The 22,805-nt window shown below is 37.5% G+C and carries 20 protein-coding genes and 1 pseudogene; 7 read left to right on the top strand and 14 right to left on the bottom strand.

Annotated features, from left to right (window positions below; all coding sequences use genetic code 11):
* Positions 1–202: 202 nt before the first annotated feature.
* A complete protein-coding gene (locus H1P_RS39285; RefSeq protein ID WP_144866439.1) occupies positions 203–331 on the bottom strand; it encodes a YHYH protein in 129 nt (42 codons plus the stop codon).
* A complete protein-coding gene (locus H1P_RS09115) occupies positions 328–720 on the bottom strand; it encodes a hypothetical protein (protein ID WP_144866437.1) in 393 nt (130 codons plus the stop codon). The genes H1P_RS39285 and H1P_RS09115 overlap by 4 nt, the downstream gene beginning before the upstream one ends.
* 535 nt (positions 721–1,255) lie before the next feature.
* On the opposite strand from H1P_RS09115, the gene H1P_RS09110 reads away from it, so the two are divergent.
* Both H1P_RS09110 and H1P_RS09105 read left to right on the top strand, forming a co-directional pair.
* Positions 1,256–1,699 carry a GAF domain-containing protein gene (locus H1P_RS09110; protein WP_144866435.1) on the top strand — a complete coding sequence of 148 codons (444 nt, stop codon included), beginning with the start codon at positions 1,256–1,258 and terminating at the stop codon, positions 1,697–1,699.
* Between the two features lie 867 nt (positions 1,700–2,566).
* Positions 2,567–2,758 (top strand): hypothetical protein, encoded by a 192-nt coding sequence (locus tag H1P_RS09105; RefSeq protein WP_144866433.1) that lies wholly within the window; start codon positions 2,567–2,569, stop codon positions 2,756–2,758.
* Positions 2,759–2,864: 106 nt separating this feature from the next.
* Here the strand turns inward: H1P_RS09105 and H1P_RS09100 are convergent, their stop codons facing one another.
* From H1P_RS09100 to H1P_RS09065, 8 genes and pseudogenes are all read right to left on the bottom strand, one after another.
* Positions 2,865–3,311 (bottom strand): response regulator, encoded by a 447-nt coding sequence (locus H1P_RS09100; protein ID WP_144866431.1) that lies wholly within the window; start codon positions 3,309–3,311, stop codon positions 2,865–2,867.
* Between the two features lie 560 nt (positions 3,312–3,871).
* The gene (locus tag H1P_RS09095; protein ID WP_144866429.1) at positions 3,872–4,084 is read right to left on the bottom strand and encodes a conjugal transfer protein TraG; all 213 of its coding nucleotides are present in this window, start codon (positions 4,082–4,084) and stop codon (positions 3,872–3,874) included.
* 321 nt (positions 4,085–4,405) lie between these two features.
* Positions 4,406–4,987, bottom strand: a pseudogene (locus tag H1P_RS09090) (YegS/Rv2252/BmrU family lipid kinase); the annotation flags it as partial.
* Between the two features lie 117 nt (positions 4,988–5,104).
* Positions 5,105–5,887: a hypothetical protein gene (locus tag H1P_RS09085; RefSeq protein ID WP_144866427.1), complete on the bottom strand. Its 783-nt coding sequence runs from the start codon at positions 5,885–5,887 to the stop codon at positions 5,105–5,107.
* On the bottom strand, positions 5,874–6,689 hold the full coding sequence (locus tag H1P_RS09080) for a DUF1206 domain-containing protein (protein WP_144866425.1): 816 nt from the start codon (positions 6,687–6,689) through the stop codon (positions 5,874–5,876). The genes H1P_RS09085 and H1P_RS09080 overlap by 14 nt, the downstream gene beginning before the upstream one ends.
* Positions 6,690–6,780: 91 nt before the next feature.
* Entirely contained in the window at positions 6,781–8,346 is a 1,566-nt protein-coding gene (locus H1P_RS09075; protein WP_144866423.1) for a metallophosphoesterase family protein, read from the bottom strand.
* A gap of 407 nt (positions 8,347–8,753) precedes the next feature.
* Positions 8,754–9,830 carry a TIGR00341 family protein gene (locus tag H1P_RS09070; protein ID WP_144866421.1) on the bottom strand — a complete coding sequence of 359 codons (1,077 nt, stop codon included), beginning with the start codon at positions 9,828–9,830 and terminating at the stop codon, positions 8,754–8,756.
* 919 nt (positions 9,831–10,749) lie between these two features.
* Positions 10,750–13,839, bottom strand: a complete 3,090-nt coding sequence (locus H1P_RS09065; protein WP_246141550.1) for an MFS transporter — start codon at positions 13,837–13,839, stop codon at positions 10,750–10,752.
* Positions 13,840–14,236: 397 nt separating this feature from the next.
* Between H1P_RS09065 and H1P_RS09060 the strand changes: the two genes are divergently transcribed.
* The 3 genes from H1P_RS09060 to H1P_RS09050 all read left to right on the top strand — a co-directional run bounded on the left by H1P_RS09060 (position 14,237) and on the right by H1P_RS09050 (position 15,579).
* On the top strand, positions 14,237–14,419 hold the full coding sequence (locus H1P_RS09060; protein WP_144866417.1) for a CsbD family protein: 183 nt from the start codon (positions 14,237–14,239) through the stop codon (positions 14,417–14,419).
* A 114-nt stretch (positions 14,420–14,533) separates the two neighbouring features.
* Positions 14,534–14,968: a hypothetical protein gene (locus H1P_RS09055; RefSeq protein ID WP_144866415.1), complete on the top strand. Its 435-nt coding sequence runs from the start codon at positions 14,534–14,536 to the stop codon at positions 14,966–14,968.
* A gap of 101 nt (positions 14,969–15,069) precedes the next feature.
* Positions 15,070–15,579, top strand: coding sequence for a hypothetical protein (locus H1P_RS09050; RefSeq protein ID WP_144866413.1), 510 nt, complete (start codon positions 15,070–15,072; stop codon positions 15,577–15,579).
* 355 nt (positions 15,580–15,934) lie between these two features.
* Here the strand turns inward: H1P_RS09050 and H1P_RS09045 are convergent, their stop codons facing one another.
* The 3 genes from H1P_RS09045 to H1P_RS09035 are packed head-to-tail and all read right to left on the bottom strand — an operon-like array spanning position 15,935 to position 18,920.
* Complete coding sequence (locus H1P_RS09045; RefSeq protein WP_144866411.1) at positions 15,935–17,068, bottom strand: ATP-binding response regulator; 1,134 nt, start codon at positions 17,066–17,068, stop codon at positions 15,935–15,937.
* Positions 17,065–17,436 carry a response regulator gene (locus H1P_RS09040; RefSeq protein ID WP_144866409.1) on the bottom strand — a complete coding sequence of 124 codons (372 nt, stop codon included), beginning with the start codon at positions 17,434–17,436 and terminating at the stop codon, positions 17,065–17,067. The genes H1P_RS09045 and H1P_RS09040 overlap by 4 nt, the downstream gene beginning before the upstream one ends.
* Positions 17,437–17,456: 20 nt before the next feature.
* Positions 17,457–18,920 carry an ATPase domain-containing protein gene (locus H1P_RS09035; protein ID WP_144866407.1) on the bottom strand — a complete coding sequence of 488 codons (1,464 nt, stop codon included), beginning with the start codon at positions 18,918–18,920 and terminating at the stop codon, positions 17,457–17,459.
* Positions 18,921–19,147: 227 nt separating this feature from the next.
* Here H1P_RS09035 and H1P_RS09030 point away from each other — a divergent pair, with 227 nt between their 5' ends.
* Both H1P_RS09030 and H1P_RS09025 read left to right on the top strand, forming a co-directional pair.
* Complete coding sequence (locus H1P_RS09030; protein ID WP_144866405.1) at positions 19,148–21,025, top strand: sensor histidine kinase; 1,878 nt, start codon at positions 19,148–19,150, stop codon at positions 21,023–21,025.
* A gap of 117 nt (positions 21,026–21,142) precedes the next feature.
* On the top strand, positions 21,143–21,505 hold the full coding sequence (locus H1P_RS09025; protein WP_144866403.1) for a hypothetical protein: 363 nt from the start codon (positions 21,143–21,145) through the stop codon (positions 21,503–21,505).
* 152 nt (positions 21,506–21,657) lie between these two features.
* Here the strand turns inward: H1P_RS09025 and H1P_RS09020 are convergent, their stop codons facing one another.
* Entirely contained in the window at positions 21,658–22,596 is a 939-nt protein-coding gene (locus H1P_RS09020; protein WP_144866400.1) for a glutathione S-transferase family protein, read from the bottom strand.
* Between the last annotated feature and the right edge of the window lie 209 nt (positions 22,597–22,805).

Here is a 22,805-nt window from a genome sequence, read left to right as displayed (position 1 = left end):
TTCGTAGCTTAAAGCTCTAAGCTTCTTGCTCCGTCCCTATGTTCGAGGCTTGTCCAAGAGATGGGGAAAACCTCGAACGGGGCGGTGCGTGAGGTCAGGGAATCCTTTAGGGCTTTTTTAAGAAGAGTACAGTATGAAAATTCAAAAATCATACCTTAATTCACCAACGCCAACTTTTGAAAACATTTTTGCTCGATTAAAGCTAGCGAGGAGGTCTTCCTTTTGCGAAATCCTGCGAAGGTATGCCTTTAAAGCATCTTGGGACAATCGGAAAATCTGAGGTGAGGAAATAAGCATAAGTACCATCTGGAAACTCTGGTGTAATCGTCATCCGACCATTGATATCTCGCTTTCAGTAATAGGTGGAACGGTTGCAGGGATTAACTCTTCCGAACCAGGGTTTTGAATGACGGTATGATAGCGTAAATTTTGAGCTGGTCTCATTCCGCGATCGCGTCGCTCGGTCAATTGTCCTACCGTATGGGCAAAAGAAGTTACAGGGAACATAGCAACTGCCAAAGCCAAGAATATTGGCAGCCTTGCCATGAGAAAGCTGGTGTTGAAGTTAAAATAAGTGTTCATGTTCAGATCGATATCAACTGCTGTCGCCTTGTTTTGCGTGACTAGTGATAAAATTTGCGATCGCATTATTCCGAAAAGCGACTTTCCCACAAAAGACCAAATAACGAGCAAAGCGGTTTTGAGAAAGCGGAATTTCATATTGCTGTAATACCTCAAGTAATTATGCTAGTGCATTAGATCTTGATTTCCAGATTAGCGGTCATCAAAAAATAATTGCACCCGTGCGGTTGGCAATCTAATCAAACTATTGTTAATTACTTAAATAGTAAGAAAATCAAATGTTAATTTACCTCGATCATAAGTACCAGATAATTTTGGTACTTAAGGACTAGAAAAAATGGGTAAAGAGATTCATACAAAAGATTGATACTATCTCTTAAAATTCAAACATCGATTATCTAATAGATTTAATTCGCAAAATTTAGAGGATTTGACTTGGATTTTGCCAGATAAATTATCATCATTATTGTTAAGAACAAACTCGAAGGACTACAACGGCATCAATAAAGTTAGTAATTAGGTAATGAAGATTTACCTTCGTGACTAGCAACCTGACATTAGACTTTTATTTCAGATGATGCTCTCAACTATACCCTTACTACAAAAAACTCATGTTAAGATTAGAACTTAGGGGCGATCTGCGAAATTGCTTTAGTGAGATCGCGCTTTGATAATGGTCAATCAAACTAATCAACTTTTAGAAGAGATAGCACAAAGAGTTCGGGAGCTTCTCAACGCGGAAACAGCAGTAGTAGCTGAAGCTTTTGAAAAAGAAGAAGTCCTCTACTATACAGCAGCAGTAGGCAAACACGCTTCCATAATCAAAGGCAAGCGAGGAGCAATCGCTACTTCTGGTTTGTGCGGGACAGCGATCAAGAGTAATTGTCCGATATTAGTGACGAAAACTACTGGAGATACTCGTATTCGACAAGATTACGTACAAAGTTTGGGAATTTATACAGCACTTGCTGTTCCGCTTCAATATCAGGGCAAGTTATTGGGAGCAATTATGGTTTTAAATCGAATTGATGGCAGTTTATTTGATGAGAAAACCGAAAAACTTCTGGCAGATTATGCTGTTGAAGTATGTCCATCGCTATATAAATCTCAAAGATAGAATAAAGTCTCAAAAAAAAATGCGATAAATTCCGAACCGATTAACAATTAAATAAAACTTAATCTCTGAGATTGAAGAACTTAAAAGCTCTATCTCTTCTATTGAATAGATAGAGATACTAGATAATCATCTGTTTTTTACTGGTATCTTTTCCAACTGTAGCTATTGGTTCAATCTAAATAATCAGATAGTCTACTCTGACTGTCCTGTTTGCGATTTTGTTGATGATTCTGTAAAAGAGCGATCGCTTTCTATGTCTACTAAACGAAAGCTACTTACAAAATGCAATACAATATATTTCATAGATAAATTACATTATTTAACAACTCTTTTTTGTCACTTTCTGTAAGTACAATTGAAAAATGAATAGGGCTAAAAATTAAGTCACTGACTTACGTTTTTAATCGAGTAAGAGACAGATATATTAAATTTCTTTAAAAAAATTATCTAGGATTTATTTAAAGAAATCAAAGATATATCTGTTTTTTTATTTATTCCTATTTACTTCACTACGTTCAAGTATACAAGCACAGAAATTGACAAACATTCCCTTGCCAAAATCAAGGGTACTTTTAGCTATTTTAGAATTACGAGCCATACTCTTAACCTAAAAATTTTCTATTATGACCATTTGCTTTTTGTTAACTGACTTTATGTGTAAGGTTTTGAAGTATTTTACTTACTCATTTATGTAGTCAGTAACTAGTTTGTCACTTTTTTTAGCTATCTTAAAGTTAAAGTATAGTTGGAAAGAAATTAAAAAGAAATTGCGAGTGGTTTATTCAAATATTCACGATTTTTTTAAGTAAATTAGATCGTGTAATACTCTGGAGGTTCAAAAAATCAATGTTATTAAAGAGAAGCTTATTGAATCAAGCAGAGCTATTAAGCTGCAAGATGTATAAAGTTTTCAATAATAAACAAATAATTGAAATTACTGAAAGTGGTAAAAAGTTATTACTAAAAGAACAAGGGTTTAATATGTGGTTATTGATATGTAATGGAAATCCACAAATGTTACTAGAAACTAAAGAAGCATATTTATTTTTAAAAAATTAAATATGCAACACAGTTCAAATTTAGTAAGTAATTCTTATAAATAATTTCGTCAAAATTATTTAGATCACCTCTAATATTAATTTAGTCAGATCGATTGAAGAATGCTCTAAATTAAAACAGAGGTATTACTTATTACTTGTGAATGCGTATTACTCAGAACTTCACATTTTCCGATAACTTTTGCAGCTTGCATTATATGGTTCGCTAAAGTTAGAAAATTACAAGGCTTAGAAATTACTGTTTTTACCCCAAGATGAGCATATTCCTGTGCATTTATTTCCTTCCAGATTCCTGTCCAGAATATTACGGGAATATTTTTGGTGACAGAATTCTCACGTAATGCACGTAGCATTTGCATACCATCTATCTGTGGCGTATCTGTATCAGAAAGAATGACATCAGGATAGTTCGCTTTCGCTTTAAGAATACCTTCTTCAGCAGAATTAGCAGTTATGATTTTCCAATCAAGATTTAATTGGAGACCCATTTTGATTAAAAGTAAAGTATCAGGGTCATCATCGATAATTAAAACTGACCGATTTATAGTTAACATTTCTTGTTCTGTTTATTAGATTATTATTTATTTTTAAACACTCCAAAAAACAATTTTTACTGGCGTATGAATAGTCATACTGATGAAATTAATCCGTTGTTTTTATTTCGCAGATATTTCATCTATAATTATGTTTTAAGAAGTATAATGCTGGACTTATACAAATATTTTATAACGAATGGAAACACTCTATATAAAGATTCTATGTTAAAAATGTGTAGAGGGTACAGAGTAGTTGAAACCCTTATGTTTACTCCACTATCATCAGTTAAAACCAAAGGCTAGCTCTCGCTCACAAATTAATTGGTTTTAAACTTTTGATATAAATATATATGTTTATTTTATGATTGGGTAGTTTTAGAGATGTTCTCTAGTTGTAGCTAGAAAGCTATTCTTATTATCTAGACCTAACACTCCGCAGATAATTTTCTCAAGAAAATAATTAAATGAATTTGCTTGAATATAGCCAAAAAGGGCTTAGTTTAACTTAACCCCTATTAGATGTGATTGCTCTTCCTCTATCTCCTGATTTTTGAGAAATCACCAAACAGAGCCAATCTCTAGAGATATGTGAAGTCACCAGAGACAAAACTGGTTACATCTTGAACATATCCAATCACTTCATGAGGAACACCACTGTTGTTGATGCGAACAATCTGAGTATCATTGGCAATACTAGAACCGAAACCAAAGTCGCCAAAGTTGAGACCATAATCAGAAGGAACACCCTTGACCTCAATGGTGTCTACTCCACTAGTGAAATTTTTAATCAAGGCATTGTCGTTGTCACCAATTGTTGCATTGCTACCATCGTCGTAGAAGACTTTAGAGGTATTACCAAGGGCAACAAGCTAAAATACCTATGTCTTGCTCCTAAATTTTTAATTATTTATGTTTTTACTTGTTGTAATTAGAATATCAATTTTTAGAAATTAATTCGTCTATCTAACAGATGATTCTAGATCTCTATCAAATTGGAATAGCTCTAAGTTTTAAGCCACAAGGAGCTTGTACATATGTAGCTTTAAGCCTTAATTAGATAAGTTTTAGAATAACAAAGTGCAAGCTTTTTTAAAGGATGAAACATGAATTCATTATTTGCTTTCGATTTCTATTCCTGAAAGATGTTCGAGCTTTTCTTCTGCTTGAATTACTTGTTCAGCTGGGGTAAATATTGTTAAGCCTTGAGGGATACATTTAACCTCGATGGGAGTTGAACCAATTATTTCGCCATCTAAAACAACCTTCTGGGGCGGATTTGTGGTCACTTTGACCCATTTAGTTCGCAAATAGCCAATATCATTCCTTTCTGCTGCCTCGTCGTTACTGGCACTTTGCAAAAGATGAGCGGAAATAGCGATCGCACTCGCTCTTATCTCTGGGGAAATAATGGTTACATCTAACAATCCATCATCATAAACTACTCCTGCTGTACCATGTGCCAATATAGAAGTAGGTGGTGCAGCATTAGCAATAGTTACAGCGTTAGCGTCCACTTTGATTATCTTGTCATCAGTTTCAATTTTTGTTTCAAACTTCTCAAATTCTCGTAATTGCTTCAATCCCGATAGTACATAGGCTAGCATCCCTAAGCGATTTTTCGTCTCGCGATCGGCATCTTCTACTGTTTCGGCTTCAAAGCCAATCCCTGCCAGCAAAATCATTGGTTTACCGTTATTCCACTATGCACGAAGTGGAGGTGTTGAACCTGGCGATAAGCTTGGAGCTTAAAGCTGTTAGCTGGTTAAAAATAGCTGAATTATAAAACTAAGCTCAGAAAATAAGACACCTATTTATTTTAAAATCTGGATTTTTTCGGCAACGAAGACGGGTTTTTGAGAATACTCTGCTTCAATCTGTTTTTGAATCGATAAATCCCAGCCTAAATCGTAATCTCGTTCCAATTCAACAAAGATAAATGGACGCAATACACCGTAGACGATCGCCGTTTGTTCGTTCTCAAGTTCAATTCTAGGATTAAGTTGCACTACTAATAAATCTTCTCCTCCAAATACTTGTTCTTCATCGAGTTCAAATAAACCATAGCTTTTTATATCTTCTATTTCCCCTTTGATTGCTAACTGCTCACCATAATACATTTCGGGATTGCGAGTTAAATCTTCTGGATCGGGTGAAAATATCAGCGATGTAGCAATAATTACAGGCTTTCCTTCGTATTGATTATAGAGGCTAGAGTCAAGATTTAAACCATATTTTGGTTCGAGATCCCTTGAAATAAATCGTTCTACTCTGCCACTAACTAGAACTTCGGGAGTTTGATCGCTGGAGAATATTGAGGGTATTTTAGATGTACTGATAACTAAAATGGTTTCGCCACTAAAAATTCGATCTTTATCTAAGATTAAACCCCTTTCTCCTATTTTTGCGATAACATCATTGCGAACTAAGACAGAGTTACCGATCGAGCTGTCGAAATTTTGCGTTATTGCAGCTACATCTACTAAACCGTCTTTCTCGATCGCGATGGACGATGGAGAAGTATTCAAACAAGCTGATAGAATAACTACAGTCAAGCAAGCGATCGCTTTAAGCGAGAATTTATTATCTAATGGCATAACGTCGATATCCAGCAGCAACAAACATATACAGTCCATAGCAAATCAAACCCAAACCAATTAAGCTTAACCACAGCCACCCCATAGGCTTTGTTGCCAGCACTCGGAAAGCATTTTGCAGTCCACCTGCAAGCTCTGAGTTGCCATAAATAGCAGCCTGAATCAAGAAAATGCCAGTCAAAATAAAAGCCACACCCCTAGCAGATACACCTAGCTTGCCGATGCGCGTAGCCCATTTCTCTAATCGATGATGAATATCAGAAGACTGAAATTCACTAATGTAAGAACCACTATAAGCTCCATAGATATAAGAAAAGCCGATAATTGTCACAGCGATCCCTCCCAGAAAAATCAGCCATCCTCCTATGGGTTGCTCGAATAGTTGGTTTGCTAAGTCTTCAATAGTATCGTCATATTCTCCTAATTCAAAAACTATATTGAGAGCAGAATGAGCTACACCAGCGTAGCTTAAACCGCTCATTATGTAACCGAGACATTGTAAAATACTCTTTAAACTAAAAGGATTTTGAGCTTCTGATATTAATATTGCCTGAAGTAATCTTCGCAATACATATCCTGTTAAAGCAATTGCGATTAAACAAACTAGTAGCTTTCCCCATGGTCGATCTGCTAACCAAGTTAGAGTAAGATATGTTCCTGCTGCTTTTCGATCGGAAATGACTGCTGCTTGAATTGCAATGGTGCCAATTAATAGATATACAGTTCCTTTAGCTGCATACCCAACTAAAATATATTGTCTCAGCCAAGGATTGGCGATCGCTTTGTGAAACCATTGCTTCATGATGTAGATTGGTCTATCTCAAAAGTAAAAAAAATTAATTCTAGCGGGTAAATTAGGCAATCTTACCCTGAGTAATCTAGTTAGACAAAAATTAAATAGTAAAAGGGTCGATGGCGTATTCATTCCATTGACGTTGATGCCATTCAGCTACATAAGTATTGACGGTAAACTGGGGTTTATTGCCAGCTTGAACATCAATGCGTAAGAACGAATAGGGTCGTTTTTTATCTTTTCCGCTACCATTACGACCTAAATATAGTTGCGATTGACCGATGGGCTGAGAATCGAGAGCGGCATCTTGAAATAATACTGTTCCTTCTTGACGTTGACGGCGTAAACTATGACCGCTACCACCGCAGACAATCCAGTTAGTCTCAGAATCGGCATATCCCGTATTTTTGGTATAGAGATGTTCTAAACAGTGAGCATGACCTGATATTACTAGATCGACTACAGAGCGTCCTTCGGGTAATGTACCTATCTCTTTAACAGTATCGTTAAATACCTGACGCAAGCGATCGCGAATTGCTAAAGTCTGTCCCTGATCCCATTTAGTAGTTTCGGTAACGTAAGCGGGATGGTGTAAGAAAATAATTCTACCTCTGGCTGTTTCATCTTGCCAGGATGCTACTAAACTATCCTTAAGCCATTCTAATTGTTGCCAATCGGTTGTTTGCTTTTGTTTATTTATATTTAGTTGTTTTTCAATATCGCGCTTACTTTCTTCGATATGTTCTAATTTGGCATAATAATCATCTATTTGTTCGGCATCTTCGGGATTGTTAATATCAAGTTGCTCGATCGCTTCTTGTATCTTTTGTTCTCGATCTTCTAGTTCACTTTGACGACTTAATAATTTTGCCCTTTTAGTTTCCCCTTCTTCTGTATCGGGTATAGTTAGAGGCTGATTAAAAGTATTAGAATCAAGGGCCAAGAAATCAATTCCCCCATAGCGAAAAGTATAGTAACGATTAGGCAAGCGGGTAAATTTTTCTGGCTGATAATGCAAACAGCGATCGCCTATATGTTGGGCAGTGTAGTGAGTATCTAAATGGCGTTCTAAATTAGTTCTACCTTTGAGAGCGATTAAATAATCCAGAAAGGCTCTCGCATAAGCATCTCCACAATCTGAGCCATGCCAACCGACATCTAAATTTATTCTGCCCCGTAGCAAACGACGAGGCAACCAAGTAGCTTGTGCCAAGATACCATAAATTAGAGGTAAGTCGTAATAGTCGTGATTGCCAGGGACCAGAAAAAAGGGTAGTTTAAAAGTCAGGCGATCGTATTCAAGCTGTTGCGGTTTTTCTCCTCCCACTAAAAACTCTTTATAAGGATTAATAAAATTATTCTGATAATATTCGTTAGAGCCTACTTGATAAACCACATCCCCAGTATGGAGAATAAAACTACATTTTTGTTGATGTTGTAACATCATTTCAGCGATCTTGCGTTGGGGATGATGTTTAAGATGAGAGCCACAACCACTATCTCCAATAACTAAGAAAGAGAAATTAGGATTGTCTGTATTGTCATCGTCGATCGCTAATTTAGTTTGGTCGATCGCTTTGTTCAAAAATAATTCCTCTTTCCAGCGCACTCTGCGCCTCATTTGGTCAATTTTAACTGTAATATCGGGATCGCTAACAAATTCCATCTAACTCGATCTTAAATAGTTTTTTGATTTCTCAACTTTAAAGTCCTGAAAAGAATTATGACATCTTTCTGTAGTGAGAAAACTTCTTCATTCATCGTTGAGATTTATTAGTAGTAATGTAAAAATTAGAAATCCCCGATAAAAATCACAAATCAGATTGCTAACTTAACAAAAAAGATTATGAATTATTTTGACTGCACTTTTCAAGCATAGTAGACCATTTAACATATCCAATTACTTAAGCAACAAGCGAGCTTAGAGCTTAGAGGAGGGGCTGTCTCTTGGGGTTTCCCCAAGAGTTTATATGCCCCGTCTTAGAGCTTGGAAGCTCCAAACTAACTAATCAAAAGCGGAGTCTATCGAATTGAAAACGGCTGTGAGTAGATTAGACGAATCGAAAAAATTTTCTAGTTAGCTGACTTTAAGATTCTTACAGGAATAATTGTAACTTCTAAATCAATAGGCTCACCAATCTTATCAACCAGAAAGTCTTTAACCAGATCGATTTGCCGTTGAGAAATTGAGTCAACTGGTGCAGCAATCTCTATTTCTACTTTAAGATAGCCTTTTTTGGGAATAACAGTAATCAATCTGATATCAGTGTTGCCAAAAGTTTCAGTCTCCGAAACTATTAAATTGGATATTTGGGAGCCTACTTTATTCTCGATAATTAACTCACGCATCGAAAGAGTCAAAGGTATACCCAAAAGAAACATCACCACAGTGGACATAGCTAGTCCATGTTTGGCGCGATCGATACTACCGTAAGACTGAAATAAAAAGACTAAACTACCGAAAAAGATAATACAGATTAGGTTTGTTAAAAATAATAAGGCTGCACCGATGGCAATATTTTCTTTTTCTAATCCCAAACCGATACCTACTACACTAAGAGGAGGCACTAAAGCAACAGCGATCGCAACTCCTGGTAAAGCACTAGAAATACTGCGACGAGTATTAGCAAAAGCACTTGCTGCACCTGCTGCCATAGCAATACTAAAATCAATTAAGGTGGGGTTACTGCGGGAAAGTATCTCTGAATCTACGGTTTTTAAACCAATTAGCGATGATGTCAGCCAAGAAACCAAGATAGTTAAAATGATACCTTTGAATAAGGTAAAACTAGAACGACGTAATAGTTTACGATTGCCCATTGACACAGAGTAAGCCATTCCCACAATGGGACCCATTAAAGGCGCAATAATCATCGCCCCGATAATAATTGCCACGCTGTTCGCCAGTAACCCCAAAGTAGAAATAATCGCTGATAGTCCTAACATAAAGTGAAAACTAAACGAGGGTACAGATAAACGCCACAGACTACGATTGAGACTAGCAATTGGTACTGGTTTTTCTTTGACCCAATGCCAATTTCCGTTATCTTGATACCAAAGTTGTTTGAGATTAAGCTGACGATTGATTTTCCTTAAAAAGTATCTAATGTAAATAATATATCGGGAATTGAAACCAAGTAGAACTGTCATGGCTTTTAATAAAGGAAAAAGAAAGAAGTTAAAATCGCTACGCGATTAGCTGTAAGCTATAGGCTATAAGCTATTAGCCATTGGTGACAAGTTAAGCATGAATGCCAAATGTCAAGAGGGGAAAGGAGATAAATTAAGGGGTGGTGTAATTCGTTTTGGGCGAGGGGGTTTAATTATTCGCTTACAGCAAGCGAGCTTAAAGCTTATAGCTGGTTAAAAATTAAACATCTATTGAGTTTAACTGCATTATTTGCCAAGTGAGAAAATTGCCTAAAAGCTTGCAGCTTGTTCTTAGAGTTTTTCGCTTAGAGGAGGGGCTGTCTCTTGGGGATACGCCCCGTCTTAGAGTTTAGATATTAAAGCTGTTAGCTGATTAAAACTTGCTTATCTACAATCTCGCCCTCTTTATTTACTGTATAGACAAGAGTAAAGTATTCTAAGTACTTTGACCATGACGAATTAAGATTAATACTACCCTGGCTTTGTTGATTATTTAACTATCATAAATATGGAAAGCAAAATTATAGATTTGACTTTCTATTTTTCTGCTTTTAAATAACTATAGATAACACTTTGATTCTAATTTTTCTTATACGATCGATCGATAAGATAATGGCAAAGAACAAAGAAGTCTTTTAAACATCTGTCTTGAATTATATTTAGTCAATTAGCTGTAAGCGCGATTGTCATAAGCTATAAGCAGGGCAACAAGACTGAAGCTCTCACTCCTTTAAGTACGCTTGCTCCCATAATTTGGTCGGGGCATTAACCCAAATATAGCTATAAGCGCGATTGCTATGGAAGACTTAAAGCTTAAAGCTTATAGCTTATAGCTAAAGCCGTAGGCTTTGTAACAATAGAGAAAAAGACGCAGCTATTAATAACTACGTCTCTTGCCAAACAAACTGTTAACAATCAATTAACCAACAACACCCAATGCACCAGCAGTGGCAGAAGCGATCGCTGATACAGTAGCAGTGATAAATAGCCACCAGGAAGCAGTTGCAGCAGCTTTACGAGTCTCCTCTACTTGCATCGCAGCTTGTTTTTTGGCAGTTTCGAGACGCATTACCGCTTCGGTTTGAATCCGTTCGGCACGTTGGATGGTGCGATCGCGGGTTCTTTCGATTTGGTTGATAATGCGATTAGCATCGGCTTCGGAAATGTCATCACGAGAACTCATCACCGCAATTAGGGTATCGCGATCTACTTGAGAAAAACGATCTTTCAGTGCGGTAAAACCAGCTTGAGGATCGTCAAACATCACATTAATATCTCTTCTGATACCTTCGTAAGCGAGTTCTGGGCGATCTAAGCTATCAAGATAGGCTTTGATTTTTGCCAGTAAACTATCAATTACAGATTTAATTTTGTCCTGCACCATTTGTAGCTGTGCAATCGCATTATCTCTGACTTCGAGAATTCGATCTACGACGTTATTAACATCTGCTTCAGAGATATCATCTCGTTGAATTAACAGTGCAACTAAAGTATCGCGATCGAAACTTGCTAGTCTTTCTTTAAGGCTTTCTGCTCCAGCACGAGGATCGTTAAGCAATAATTCGACATCTCGCTTGATACCCGCAGGGCTTAATTCTGCTTTATCGGTAGAACGCAGGTAGTCTGCAATTGACTCTTTAAAGTCTTGGACTTTTTCTTGAGTACGAATTGCTGCGCGACGGGGTGCTTTGGCAATGGCGCGTAAGGTAGACTGCACATCATCAATTACTTGATTGATATCATTTTCGCTTAAATCCCGACGCTGGGCTAGTAACTGTACTAAAGTATCGCGATCCATTGCTGCTAAACGCTGACGGATCGCTTTAGAACCCAATTGAGGATCGTTTAACAATAGGGTTAAATCTCTTTGAATACCTCTGGGGTTAAGTTCGGGTTTACCTGTACCACGAAGATAATTGGCGATCGCAGTTGTTGCTTGGTCGTATTGTTCCTGTGCTTTTCCTGCTAATTTCTGGGGTGCGCTACTAACTCGCATCCATGCACCCTCAACAGTATCAATAGTATCCTCGATTTGCTCTTCGCTTAAGTCCTGGCGTTGAGCCAGTAATTGTACTAAAGTATCGCGGTCAAAGCTTGCTAGTCTGGCTTTTAGTGCCGAACTTCCTGCTTGAGGTCTGTTGAGTAATAATTCTAATTCTCGTTTGATAGCATCAGGATTGAGTTCTGGTTTACCAGTATCTTTGAGATAAGACTGAACCTGTAACCATTGTCTTTCGGCAACTGCTTGAGCTTGACCTAAATTTTTCTGTGCATCTTCTAAAACACGATCGCGTGCTAGTTCTAACTCTCCTGCGATCGCAGAAATCTCATATTGCTCCATATCACCGCGCAATTCTAGCATTCTTTCTAGAGTTGGGCGGTCTAAAACTGCCAGACGATTACTTAGTTGTTCGTAAGAAGCATCGAAGTCTTCTAGGATTGGCTTGAAGTTAATCTGGATTTTTTCTGGTGCTAATTCTTCTTTAGATACAGTCGTTAAATAGTTTTCAACCTCCGCCATCAATTCAATACTTTTTTCTCTAGCTTGGGCTGCTTCGGCGGTTGCTAAGACTTCCAAACGAATTGCTTCTAAAATATTAGCGATACTACGAATTTGAGCTTGAGCCAGGATACCTTTTTGTTTCAGAATATCCACAAAATCAGCGCGATTAACCTGTCTGAGATCGTTGGCTACAGCTTGAGGATCCGCAGCAGGATCGTATATTAGATCGCGAAATTCGCGATCGAGGTTTTTCTGTTTGAGTTGCCACAAATAGGCATTAGACAGATAGTGTTTAATATCTTTTTTAACCGTAGTTTCAGGGGTTTCTATTAGTCCTACTTGAGAAGCCACCTTGTCAGTTTGTTCCCCAATATGTCCCTGTAATTTCTGTAGCTGATTAACAACTTTATCAACATCAAGATCTGTTAAATCAGTTCTACCCATTACCATCCCAACTAGACTATTCATCCCTACGCTTGCAGCCTGAGTTAAAGGGTTAGAAGATTCAGAACGACGTTTTTTTGCCATCTCATCAATTAGAGAATCTAACTTATTGCCGAAATCTGTGCCTACAAGTTGTTCTTTGGTTGCAGTTTTGATGTAGTTGGTAAATTCTGCAATAGGATCGCCAGAAGGGGTTAATTTTTTAGTAGTTTTATGCCACACACCATCTAACTTATCAGCAATCCGATTGATATCTTTTTTCGATAAATCGGAGCGATCGCTTACTAACTGTACAAAGGTATCACGGTTAATATCACGAAGACTATCGCTGTTAGCAATTTCCTGTAGGTTTTCATCGTCTAATAACTGTTCAAAATCCCTGGCAATCTTATCTACATCAACTCCTGCGGGTTTGACAGACTGTAAAAAATCTTCCACATTTTCTCGCATCGATACAGGATCGATTGCCATTCCAATTTCTCTTCTCACCGCAGCAGCAGCAGCTTCAGCCGTATTAACTACTTGTTTGCTAGCAGCACCAGCACCTAAAGCAGCCGTCGCCGTACCTAAAATGGCTTGCATTCCTGAAGTAGCCGTACTAGCTACTGAACCCAATAACGAGCCAATAGCCCTAGAGCTAAACAGCATCATTAAAGCAAAGAAAGTTGCCCAAATTACCAAGCCCACAATCGCCCCAGAAAGAGGAGAGACAAACAGACCTAATTTGACAGCTAACATACTAGCGATAAATAGAGCCAGGGTGACGCTAATTAACGTACCTAAACCCACCGCCATACCAATCTTCTTAACAGTGCTACCAAAGCCACTGCTACTATCATCATGATAAGACGAATCTGAACTACCGCCAGCTAACGAGATACCAGCAGCAACACCCAAGTTAGTAAACAATAATTGGAAAGCAATAGCTAATACCACTCCAGCTATCAATGCTGCAAAAAACTGAGGACCATTGAACATAAAAGAAGCATCTTGAACTGCCTCTATATCTGGTTCTGTTTCTACAATGACCTGTGCAATTAACACCGTTTCGTTATATAACACGACTTTTTCCTTCTCTTCTAACAATTAAGTTATACGCAGTCCTTTCTGCGTATTAAGCACCAAATCAACAAAATGAATTTTTGAATAATTCCAGTCACTATAATATTTTTTGTTTGACAACACTTTAGTAGATATCCATATACCCAATCATCTTACTTAAGATAGGTAATGTATTGTCTACCTAAAGTAGACTAAAATTTCAAGCATCAAAAGATATAACTTTTATAAAATAAGATTTAAAAGTAAAAAACTATTACCTATTACTTATTACTTATTACTTATTACTCATTACTCATTATCTTTTTATTCCCTTTGGTAGATTAAGCATCCATAAAATATTTAGTACATTATGTAAGTAACAACGGTTACAAAAAAAATAATTAGGAGGAAACTCATTATGAGTACCGAAGATAGAGCAGAAGCTACCGCTAAGAATATTGAAGGTAAAGCTCAAGAAGCTATGGGCGAAATTACTGGAAATAAGAAAGATCAGGCAAAAGGTAAAGCAAAACAAGCAGAAGCTTCTGCACAACACGCTGTTGAAGATGGAAAAGATGCTGTAAAAAAAGCTATTGACTAATCATTAAATTGTTAATTAGTTTCATTCTAATTGAGAAGGAAAATAGTTAATTCCTTCTCTCTTTTTGTTGATAAATCACAGCATCAATTATTTATATAGTATCAGGAGTTTTTTATGGCAATCAATTTTGCTCAGATTCGTCGCTTTGTAGCTACTACCTTATTAGTTTTAATGGTAGCAACCACCACAGCTTGTTCTTCTAGCAACACTGCAACTCTGCCTAATCCTACTTTGGACAGAAATGAAGCTTACACTCAATTAGAAAGAGGAGATAGCATTGCAGGACAAAAATTTGGTGATTGGGTAGTTAGCACCAGCCAGGGAATGATTACTGATTCCTACGTACGAGATAATAATAAGTTGGGTGTCGTTATCTCCGAGGAAGTAAACCCCACAGAAGTCCAAATTTTGGCAAAGGCTCTAACAATGGGTTTTCATAAAAATTTCCCCAACCAAGATTTAACTATCTTGATGTACGCACCAGATAAAGAAAGAATTTTAACAGCAAAATACGACGTGCAGTCCAACAATATTGAGTATCAAGCATAGGTCGATCGACTATTAACGACTATTAACGACTATTAATAATGGACAACGCTTTTTAAACTCAAGCAGTTGAATTGGTAACGATATATTCAGGAGAAAAAATTATGTCTAGTAGTGATAGATATAAAAAACAAATAATGAACGATTTAGCAGGGGGGAATGTCGAATCTCTCGATGGCTCACCTGTAGAAGAAAACTACGATAATTTTGATGATTTTGCTCAACGTAGTAGCAGACAAGAAAGACACGGTATGTTTAGTCGGGCTTTTCATCACGATAATGTTTCGCCACAACAAATGGAGCCTGAATTAAAAGAAGCGATCGCTAAAATTAAGCCCAACGAAAGGGATGATGTCGCCAGAGAATTCTTCAAACGCCTTGATGATAGAGGATTAAGCAAAAGAGATTTAGAAACACAATTAGGTTTATCTACTCATCACGCTAGTCGTATGGATGCAAATGATGTTAGTAAACTAGCTAGTTTTACCTATCATTCTCACCCTGATATTTTCCAAGAGGTAATGGCGGATCAACCAGCGTTGATTAAATTCTTGAGTAATCCTTTAGTGGGTGCAGCTTTGGGTGCAATAGCATCTAAATGGTTGCATAAGTAAAAGACAACGCTATGGGTTTTTAATAACGAGTTGAATTTTAACTAGATATTGCCAAGAAATTGGCATGAAATAAGATGAGGGCGTTTTTCTAAATGCCCTTTTTTGATTCTAAGTATTTGGTCATAATTATTTACACACTCAGAATTCTCTCTTGCCTGTTGCCTGTTGCCTGTTGCCTGTTGCCTGTTGCCTGTTGCCTGTTGCCTGTTGCCTGTTGCCTGTTGCCTCTTGCCTCTTGCCTGTTGCCTCTTGCCTATCTCCACGCTCGTAATCTATTTTGCACGGGTACTTAATAATATTGATCATCTCAGATGGGATTTTCATTTTCAAATTAAAAGAAAAGTCGCACACAGCGTTATTGATTACTAATTACTGATTGAATCGGAATAGTAACTATAAATGTAGTACCGACTTCTAATTCGCTTTTTACCGCGATCGCGCCTTGATGTAGCTCGACATATTGTTTAACAATCGCTAGTCCCAAGCCCGTACCTTGATAGCCTTGCGAGTTACTAGCACGATAAAAAGAATCGAATAAATTAGGAATATCTTCGGCAGGAATACCAATACCGCGATCGCTAATTGTCAATACTATTTCTGAAGCCTGACAGCATATTTCAAAATCAATAGCACTATCTTTAGGAGAATATTTGCAAGCATTAGCGAGTAAGTTAGTCAGAATGTGATGCAGTAGTTTACTGTCTAAACCAAATTGTTGTTTTTCTCCCTGATAGACAAAGTTAATTGATTGTTTATGATTAAAAACTGTTTGAATTTCACTAATTAAACCACGACAGAACATTTTCAACTCTAAGGGTGCTGGATTAAATTGAAGTTTACCCATGTCTTTGCGACTAATCATCAGCAGATCCTCTAAAAGTTCGATCATTTTAGTGACGTTGCGCTGTAATCCTGCTAAAACTTCTTCTTTCTTCTGTGGAGAAAGTTTATCGCCATAAGTTTTTAGTATCTGTGTCATTCCTGAAATGCCATTGAGAGGATTACGAAATTCATGGGATACGATAGAGACAAAGCGAGATTTAAGCTGATTGAGTTCTTTTTCTTGAGCTAAAGCTTGGTTTAACTCTTCTTGTGCTGTTTTAAGTTGCAAAGAATAAGAGCGCGATCGCAATAGTACTCTCAACTTAGTTTGTAACTCCTTCTTTTTGATAGGAAGATGCACAACATCATCCACTAACTGTTCTAAATGATCCGTTGCTAGACCAATATCTTGTAGTGGAGTAAAAAAGACAAAAGGTAATAACATAGGAACTTCTGCTTCTCTTCTGGCTAACATTTTTTGCCGTAGTTGATGAATTGCAGCGAAATCAATCAAACATATATCGAAATTTTGATTTAATAGTTGTTCGCCTTCTAATGCAAAATCGTCATTATTTTGAGGTGACAAGACTTGATATTCTCCTTCAAGCCATTGATATAACATACTACAATTCTTCTGATGCTCTATAAGTAAAAGAATACGTTTCATGCTAACTTACCTACTAAGCTATTAATTAGGGATAACAAATTTTTGATTACTAGAGGTTTAACTAAAACGCTCCTGGCACCATGTGCTAAACTATCTTGTTCCACAACAGGATTATATTGAGGAGTAAAAGCAAAAAACGGAATATCTGCTGCTTGTAACTGTTCGCAATAACTCCCAATACGGCGATCGCATACTGCTAAATCGATTAATCCCAAATTTACTGTACCAGAATGGAATAAGGCTTGCTCTAACTCTTCATAATTACCGACAGCAATCACTTGATAATCTGCTTGTACTAACACTTGGCTCAAAAGCTCTCGATTACGCTTCTTAAAACTTAAGACCAAAAATACAATTGGTTCTGACATCAAAGATTACTTATTACCTATTACTTATCTTTGTCCCTATCAATCCATTCTGGAATACCACTCAAAATTCCTCTTAATTTGGTTAAAGGTTCTCCTACTTTAATGCCATATTTAGTAATGTGAAACTCTCTCAAAGTACGTTCAAAATCCGATACCCTTTTCTTGAGAACGCCGATCGCTTTACGTAACTCACCCTCCAATTCTAAATAACGGAGAAAGATTAAATTATCGGCTAAATAGGAAAGTCCCACATCAGTAACGCTAAATTCTCCCCCTGCAATGGTATGGACTTCGTTAATTAAAATTACCGTTACACCCATATTTTTTAGATATTGACAAAGAGAGTGTAGCTGACGCACTAAATCTTCTCCCTGCATCGATAGCCTATAACCAGATGTGCTATCAATCATCAAAATTCTGGCGTTGTTTTGTTCTACTTCAGCACGTACAAGATGTACGAATTGATTGGGAGTATATTTAAGTGGATCGACTTTAACTACGGATAAAGTACCGCGATCGATCATTACATGAGCGGGAATATTAACTGCTTGACAACGTGTCAACAAAGTTTCTTCTGCTTCTTCAAAGGCATAGAGTACCGAACGTTCTCCTCTACCCGCAGCTTCCTTCATAAACTGCATTCCAAAAGTAGATTTACCTACCCCCGATGGCCCACTAATAATTGTGGTTGTACCCCGTTCGATACCACCATGGAGTAGTTCGTCAATTTCGGCAACACCCGAAGAAATAGCTTCTGAGGTAAATTTGCGCTGATGAGTTTCAGGAATTAAACTAGGGAAAACCGTCATACCGCGATCTCTTAACTCTAGTTCGTGATAACCTTTTACAAAACCAGAACCGCGAAACTTAGCTACTCGAATACTGCGTCTTTCTGGGGTTGTGTGTAGCTCAATTACTCCATCACTCATAAATTGTAGGTCATCATCAGGGTTGCGATCGCTACCTTCGGAAGTGAATAAGAGAGTAATGTCGCGATCTAGCATATAGCGCAGAAAAGACTGTATCTGCTTACGAAACTGAAAAGTATCTGAGGATAAAAAGCGAAATTGAGTAATAGCATCTAAAAAGATACGCTGAGGCTTAATTTTATCAATAGCTTCAATAATCTTTTGAGTCATAGGTGCTCGATCGACTTCGGCGGGAGAGAAAATATCGTAGGTTTGGTCTTCTGTAAAGAAATCTGCTGTAGGACTAAGATCGAGAAATTCCACCCGATCTATATCTATGTCAAGCAGCTTGGCATTACGACGTAACCTAAATTCTGGTTCGCTGAAACTAATAAATAGACTTGTTTCTCCTTGAGATATACCAGCATTAAGAAAATGTAATCCCAAAGTTGTCTTACCGCTACCTGGTTGACCTTTGATTAAATAAGCTTGTTGAGCAATTAAACCTCCCGACAAAATCTCGTCTAAGCCTTCAATTCCAGTAGAAATACGATTCAAAGTCATTTCATTTAGCATTTAGCATCGATTATTTAGCATTTATTATTGACGAGCGATCTCAGCACGAGGTTTTACTATTCGAGGACAAGCGTAAAACTATTAACGTCTTGCGATGTATATCGAAAGATATAGATAACTATTATTTCACAATGTTATGGATAAAATAGAGTATTAAGGAAATATAAGATGTTTTAGATTGTAATGTCTTAATTCCTGCAATCTTTATGTATGTTTCATAAATATCAATGAAATATCAGGGAAATAGCGATCGCCCAAATCGAGTTAGCAGTTTCCTATCTCGTTTGTCCCTTCGCCAGAAAAGAAAACTAATTGTTTCCATACCAATTCTGTGTTTGACAATCTCTCTAATCGCTTTGTGGATACAAAGACAAAATACTCTTGAAGCACGTAGAAATGTAGATCGAGTACAGCAAGTTTTATTGGAGACTAATCGACTGTTAGTATCTCTGCTTAATGCCGAGACAGGGGTACGAGGTTACTATGTTACTCGTCGTTCTGAATTTTTAGAACCATATCAACAAGCTAACAATAAAATTCCCCTTTATTTGGAACGTCTCGATCGCTTGGCAGAAAATAACCTCCAGCGACAGCAGCAGGTTGCTAGGTTAAGAGCCTTATCCCAGAAAGAATTAAAACTTTTAGAACAGAACCTCGCCATAGTTGACGATATAGAAAAGATTGCTACTGAAATTACCCTACTTAGGGATTTACTTATTGATAGCAAAGAAACAATGGATAATATTCGTGTTGCCATTGACGAGCTTACTACTGACGAACGAAACTTACTCAAAAAACGCACCCAATACCTGGATAGTCAAAGAAAGCAAACTACTTTGGTATTGTGGTTGGCAATTGGAGTGAGTCTTTTGGGTTCCCTGGTAGCAATATACTTGTTCGATCGCTTGGAACGAGAACTGCAACAGGGTAAATTTCAACTGAGTCAAAATAAGGAGATTTTAAGCTCGATTCTAGCTAATGTAATTGACGGCGTAATTCTGCTCGAGCGCGAGGATCAAATAGAAAATTGCAACGTAGCTATTGAGCAAATGTTTGGCTACCAATTGTCCGAAGTTAGTGGGGAGAGTTTATCAAAAATAATAGTAGACTCACCCAAACCACAAAATAGCGATCGCGAACAGCCATTTATACTACCTCAAGCAAATAGTCTCGTTGAAGCCTGGGGAAAGCATAAAAATGGTGTCTATTTTCCTGTCGAACTATCGACCAACAAAACTTCATTAAACGCTCAAAAGCTGATTATCGTCCGCGATCTGACCAAACACCGTCATATAGAGGCAACTTTACAAAAACAAAAAAATGAACTTGCTTCTCTCACTACCATACTGTCTCAGAAAAATACTGACTTAGAAGAGCGTAATCAAGAATTAGATAGCTTTACCTATGCTGTTTCTCACGATTTAAAAGCACCCATCAGAGCAATTCATAACCTTTCGGAGTGGATTGAAGAAGATTTAGAAGATGTTTTAACTGAAGACACGCGCTCCCACATGAATTTGCTGCGGGGGCGAGTACAGCGTATGGAAAGTTTAATTCACGGTTTGCTGCAATATTCCCGTGTAGGACGGAAAAAAACTCCCGTTGAAACAGTAGCAGTAGATAAGCTTATTAACGAAGTAGTCGACTTACTTAACCCACCACCAGAAATCGAGATTAAAATTGCTTCTAATCTGCCTACCTTTACTACCCAAAAAGCACCTCTGCTTCAGGTATTTTCTAACTTAATTGGCAACGCTATTAAGCATCGCCATCGTCCAGAAGGAACGATTGAAATTGCTGTAGCAGAAGAAGATGAATTTTATAAATTTACGGTAACTGATGACGGTTACGGCATTGCCCCACAGCATTACGATAAAATCTTCAAAATTTTTCAAACCCTTGAAGCCAGAGACAAAATCGAGAACACTGGAATTGGACTCTCTATTGTTCAAAAAATAATCGAACAGCAAGGAGGAACAGTTAATGTTGAATCTCAAGTGGGAAAAGGGTCTGCGTTTTCCTTTACCTGGCTCAAAAATCAATCAAAAGATTTTGAACGGGCAATCAGCCCGCACTCTACAACCTCGGTAAAAGGTGGTAGTTAGGGCGCAAGCGTGTAGTTACTTTAATGTTAAAAAGCGATCGCCAATATTCGGCGCAAGAAACTTTCGATCCTTGTATTGCGTCTAATACTAAAGTAGTGACAAAACTTATTCTGCATCATGAATAGTAAACAAAGACTCAAAAAAATAATCGCGCCTTTAGCGTTGGGAATTGGTTTAACTGTAGGAATAAGCGCATCAGCAATAGCTCATCCTCGTGATTCCGAATCCTATGGCAATTATCATCAAAGAAGCTTTATCGAAATTCAACCTTTTCGTTCTCTAAATGTAACCCCAAAATACCACACTCCTCTGCCTCGTAGGAGATACGATAATTATGACGATCGTTATTACGATCGAGGTTATTACGGCGATCGCCAAAGAAGAGTACATCGTAGAGGTTTTAGAAAACCTGTTAACGATAGAAGATATCGAAACCGTTATCGCGATTCGGATCGTTACATCAGAATCAGGATTAGATAAGTAACTTCGTTCTGAAAACGATGAGGGATGAATTAAAAGCTGGTTTGTTACAGAAGAAAGAAGAGGAGCAAGCCAAAAGCTAATTAAATTTATTAGCAAGCTCTGAATTCAACTATCTCGTTGGTTGCAACCTCGTCGCCGATAAATAGCTTTTAATCAAAATTAATTAATGGACCGTGAGGAACAATGCGGTTGGGATTAATATGAGGATGGCTTTGATAGTAATGCAGTTTAATATGTTCTAAGTTACAAGTTTCTTTTACCCCAGGATGGTGATAAATTCTCTTTACATAGCTCCATAAATTAGGGTAGTTCCAGATATGACGCAGATTGCACTTAAAATGCCCATAATAAACCGCATCAAAACGAATTAGGGTTGTAAACATACAAATATCTGCTTCAGTTAAACTATCTCCACAGAGATATTCTTGTTTTGCCAGTATTTCTTCCCAGTAATCTAAGGCTGCAAACAATTCTTTGACTGCTTCTTCATAAGCTTCTTGAGACTGAGCAAATCCAGCTTTATAAACGCCATTATTAATCGGATTGTAAATATCATCGATCGCTTTGTCGATTTTTTCCTGCAACTGTTCGGGATATAAATTAACTTGGGCTTTACTAAGGTTGGTAAATTCGGTATCAAACATCCGAATAATTTCGCGAGATTCGTTATTAACAATAGTTGAGGTTTGTTTGTCCCATAAAATCGGTACTGTAACTCGCCCTGTATAATGAGAATCAGCGATCGCATATACTTCTCGTAAATATTTAGTATCATTGACAGTATCGGGGATTGTGCCTCGAAAATCAGAAAATTCCCAACCATCTTCTGCCATCAAAGGATCGACTGCTGAAATACTTATTACCTCGGTTAATCCTTTCAACTCACGCATAATTAAGGTACGATGCGCCCAAGGACAAGCATAAGATACATAAAGATGATAGCGGTTGGCAACGGCAGGAAAATTACTCGAACCATCTGCGGTAATGCGTCCGCGAAAAGTAGTAGGATTGCGCTGAAAACGCCCTTTTTGATCTTTTACATACCCTTCGTTTGTCCATTCTCCGTCGATCATCATTCCTGTAGCCATAATTTCTCCAATTAAAATTTCCTTTTGCTCTATTTTTCAGGTTAGCCTAAAAAGCTTTTGAATAAAGGCTAAGAACTTATATCCCTCTTCTGTCACTTTCCGAAATTTGAACTACAATAGAAGAAATATTTAGAAGCTGTGAGGTAGAGAGGGCAATGGATGTAGAATTACAGATTCTCAAACATTTGAAGCGAGCGCCAATACCGACA

Source organism: Hyella patelloides LEGE 07179 (genome assembly GCF_900659865.1).
GTDB classification, from domain to species: Bacteria; Cyanobacteriota; Cyanobacteriia; order Cyanobacteriales; family Xenococcaceae; genus Hyella; species Hyella patelloides.
The sequence above is the reverse complement of the archived record's forward strand: the minus strand, read 5'-3'. Positions and strand labels throughout refer to the sequence as shown.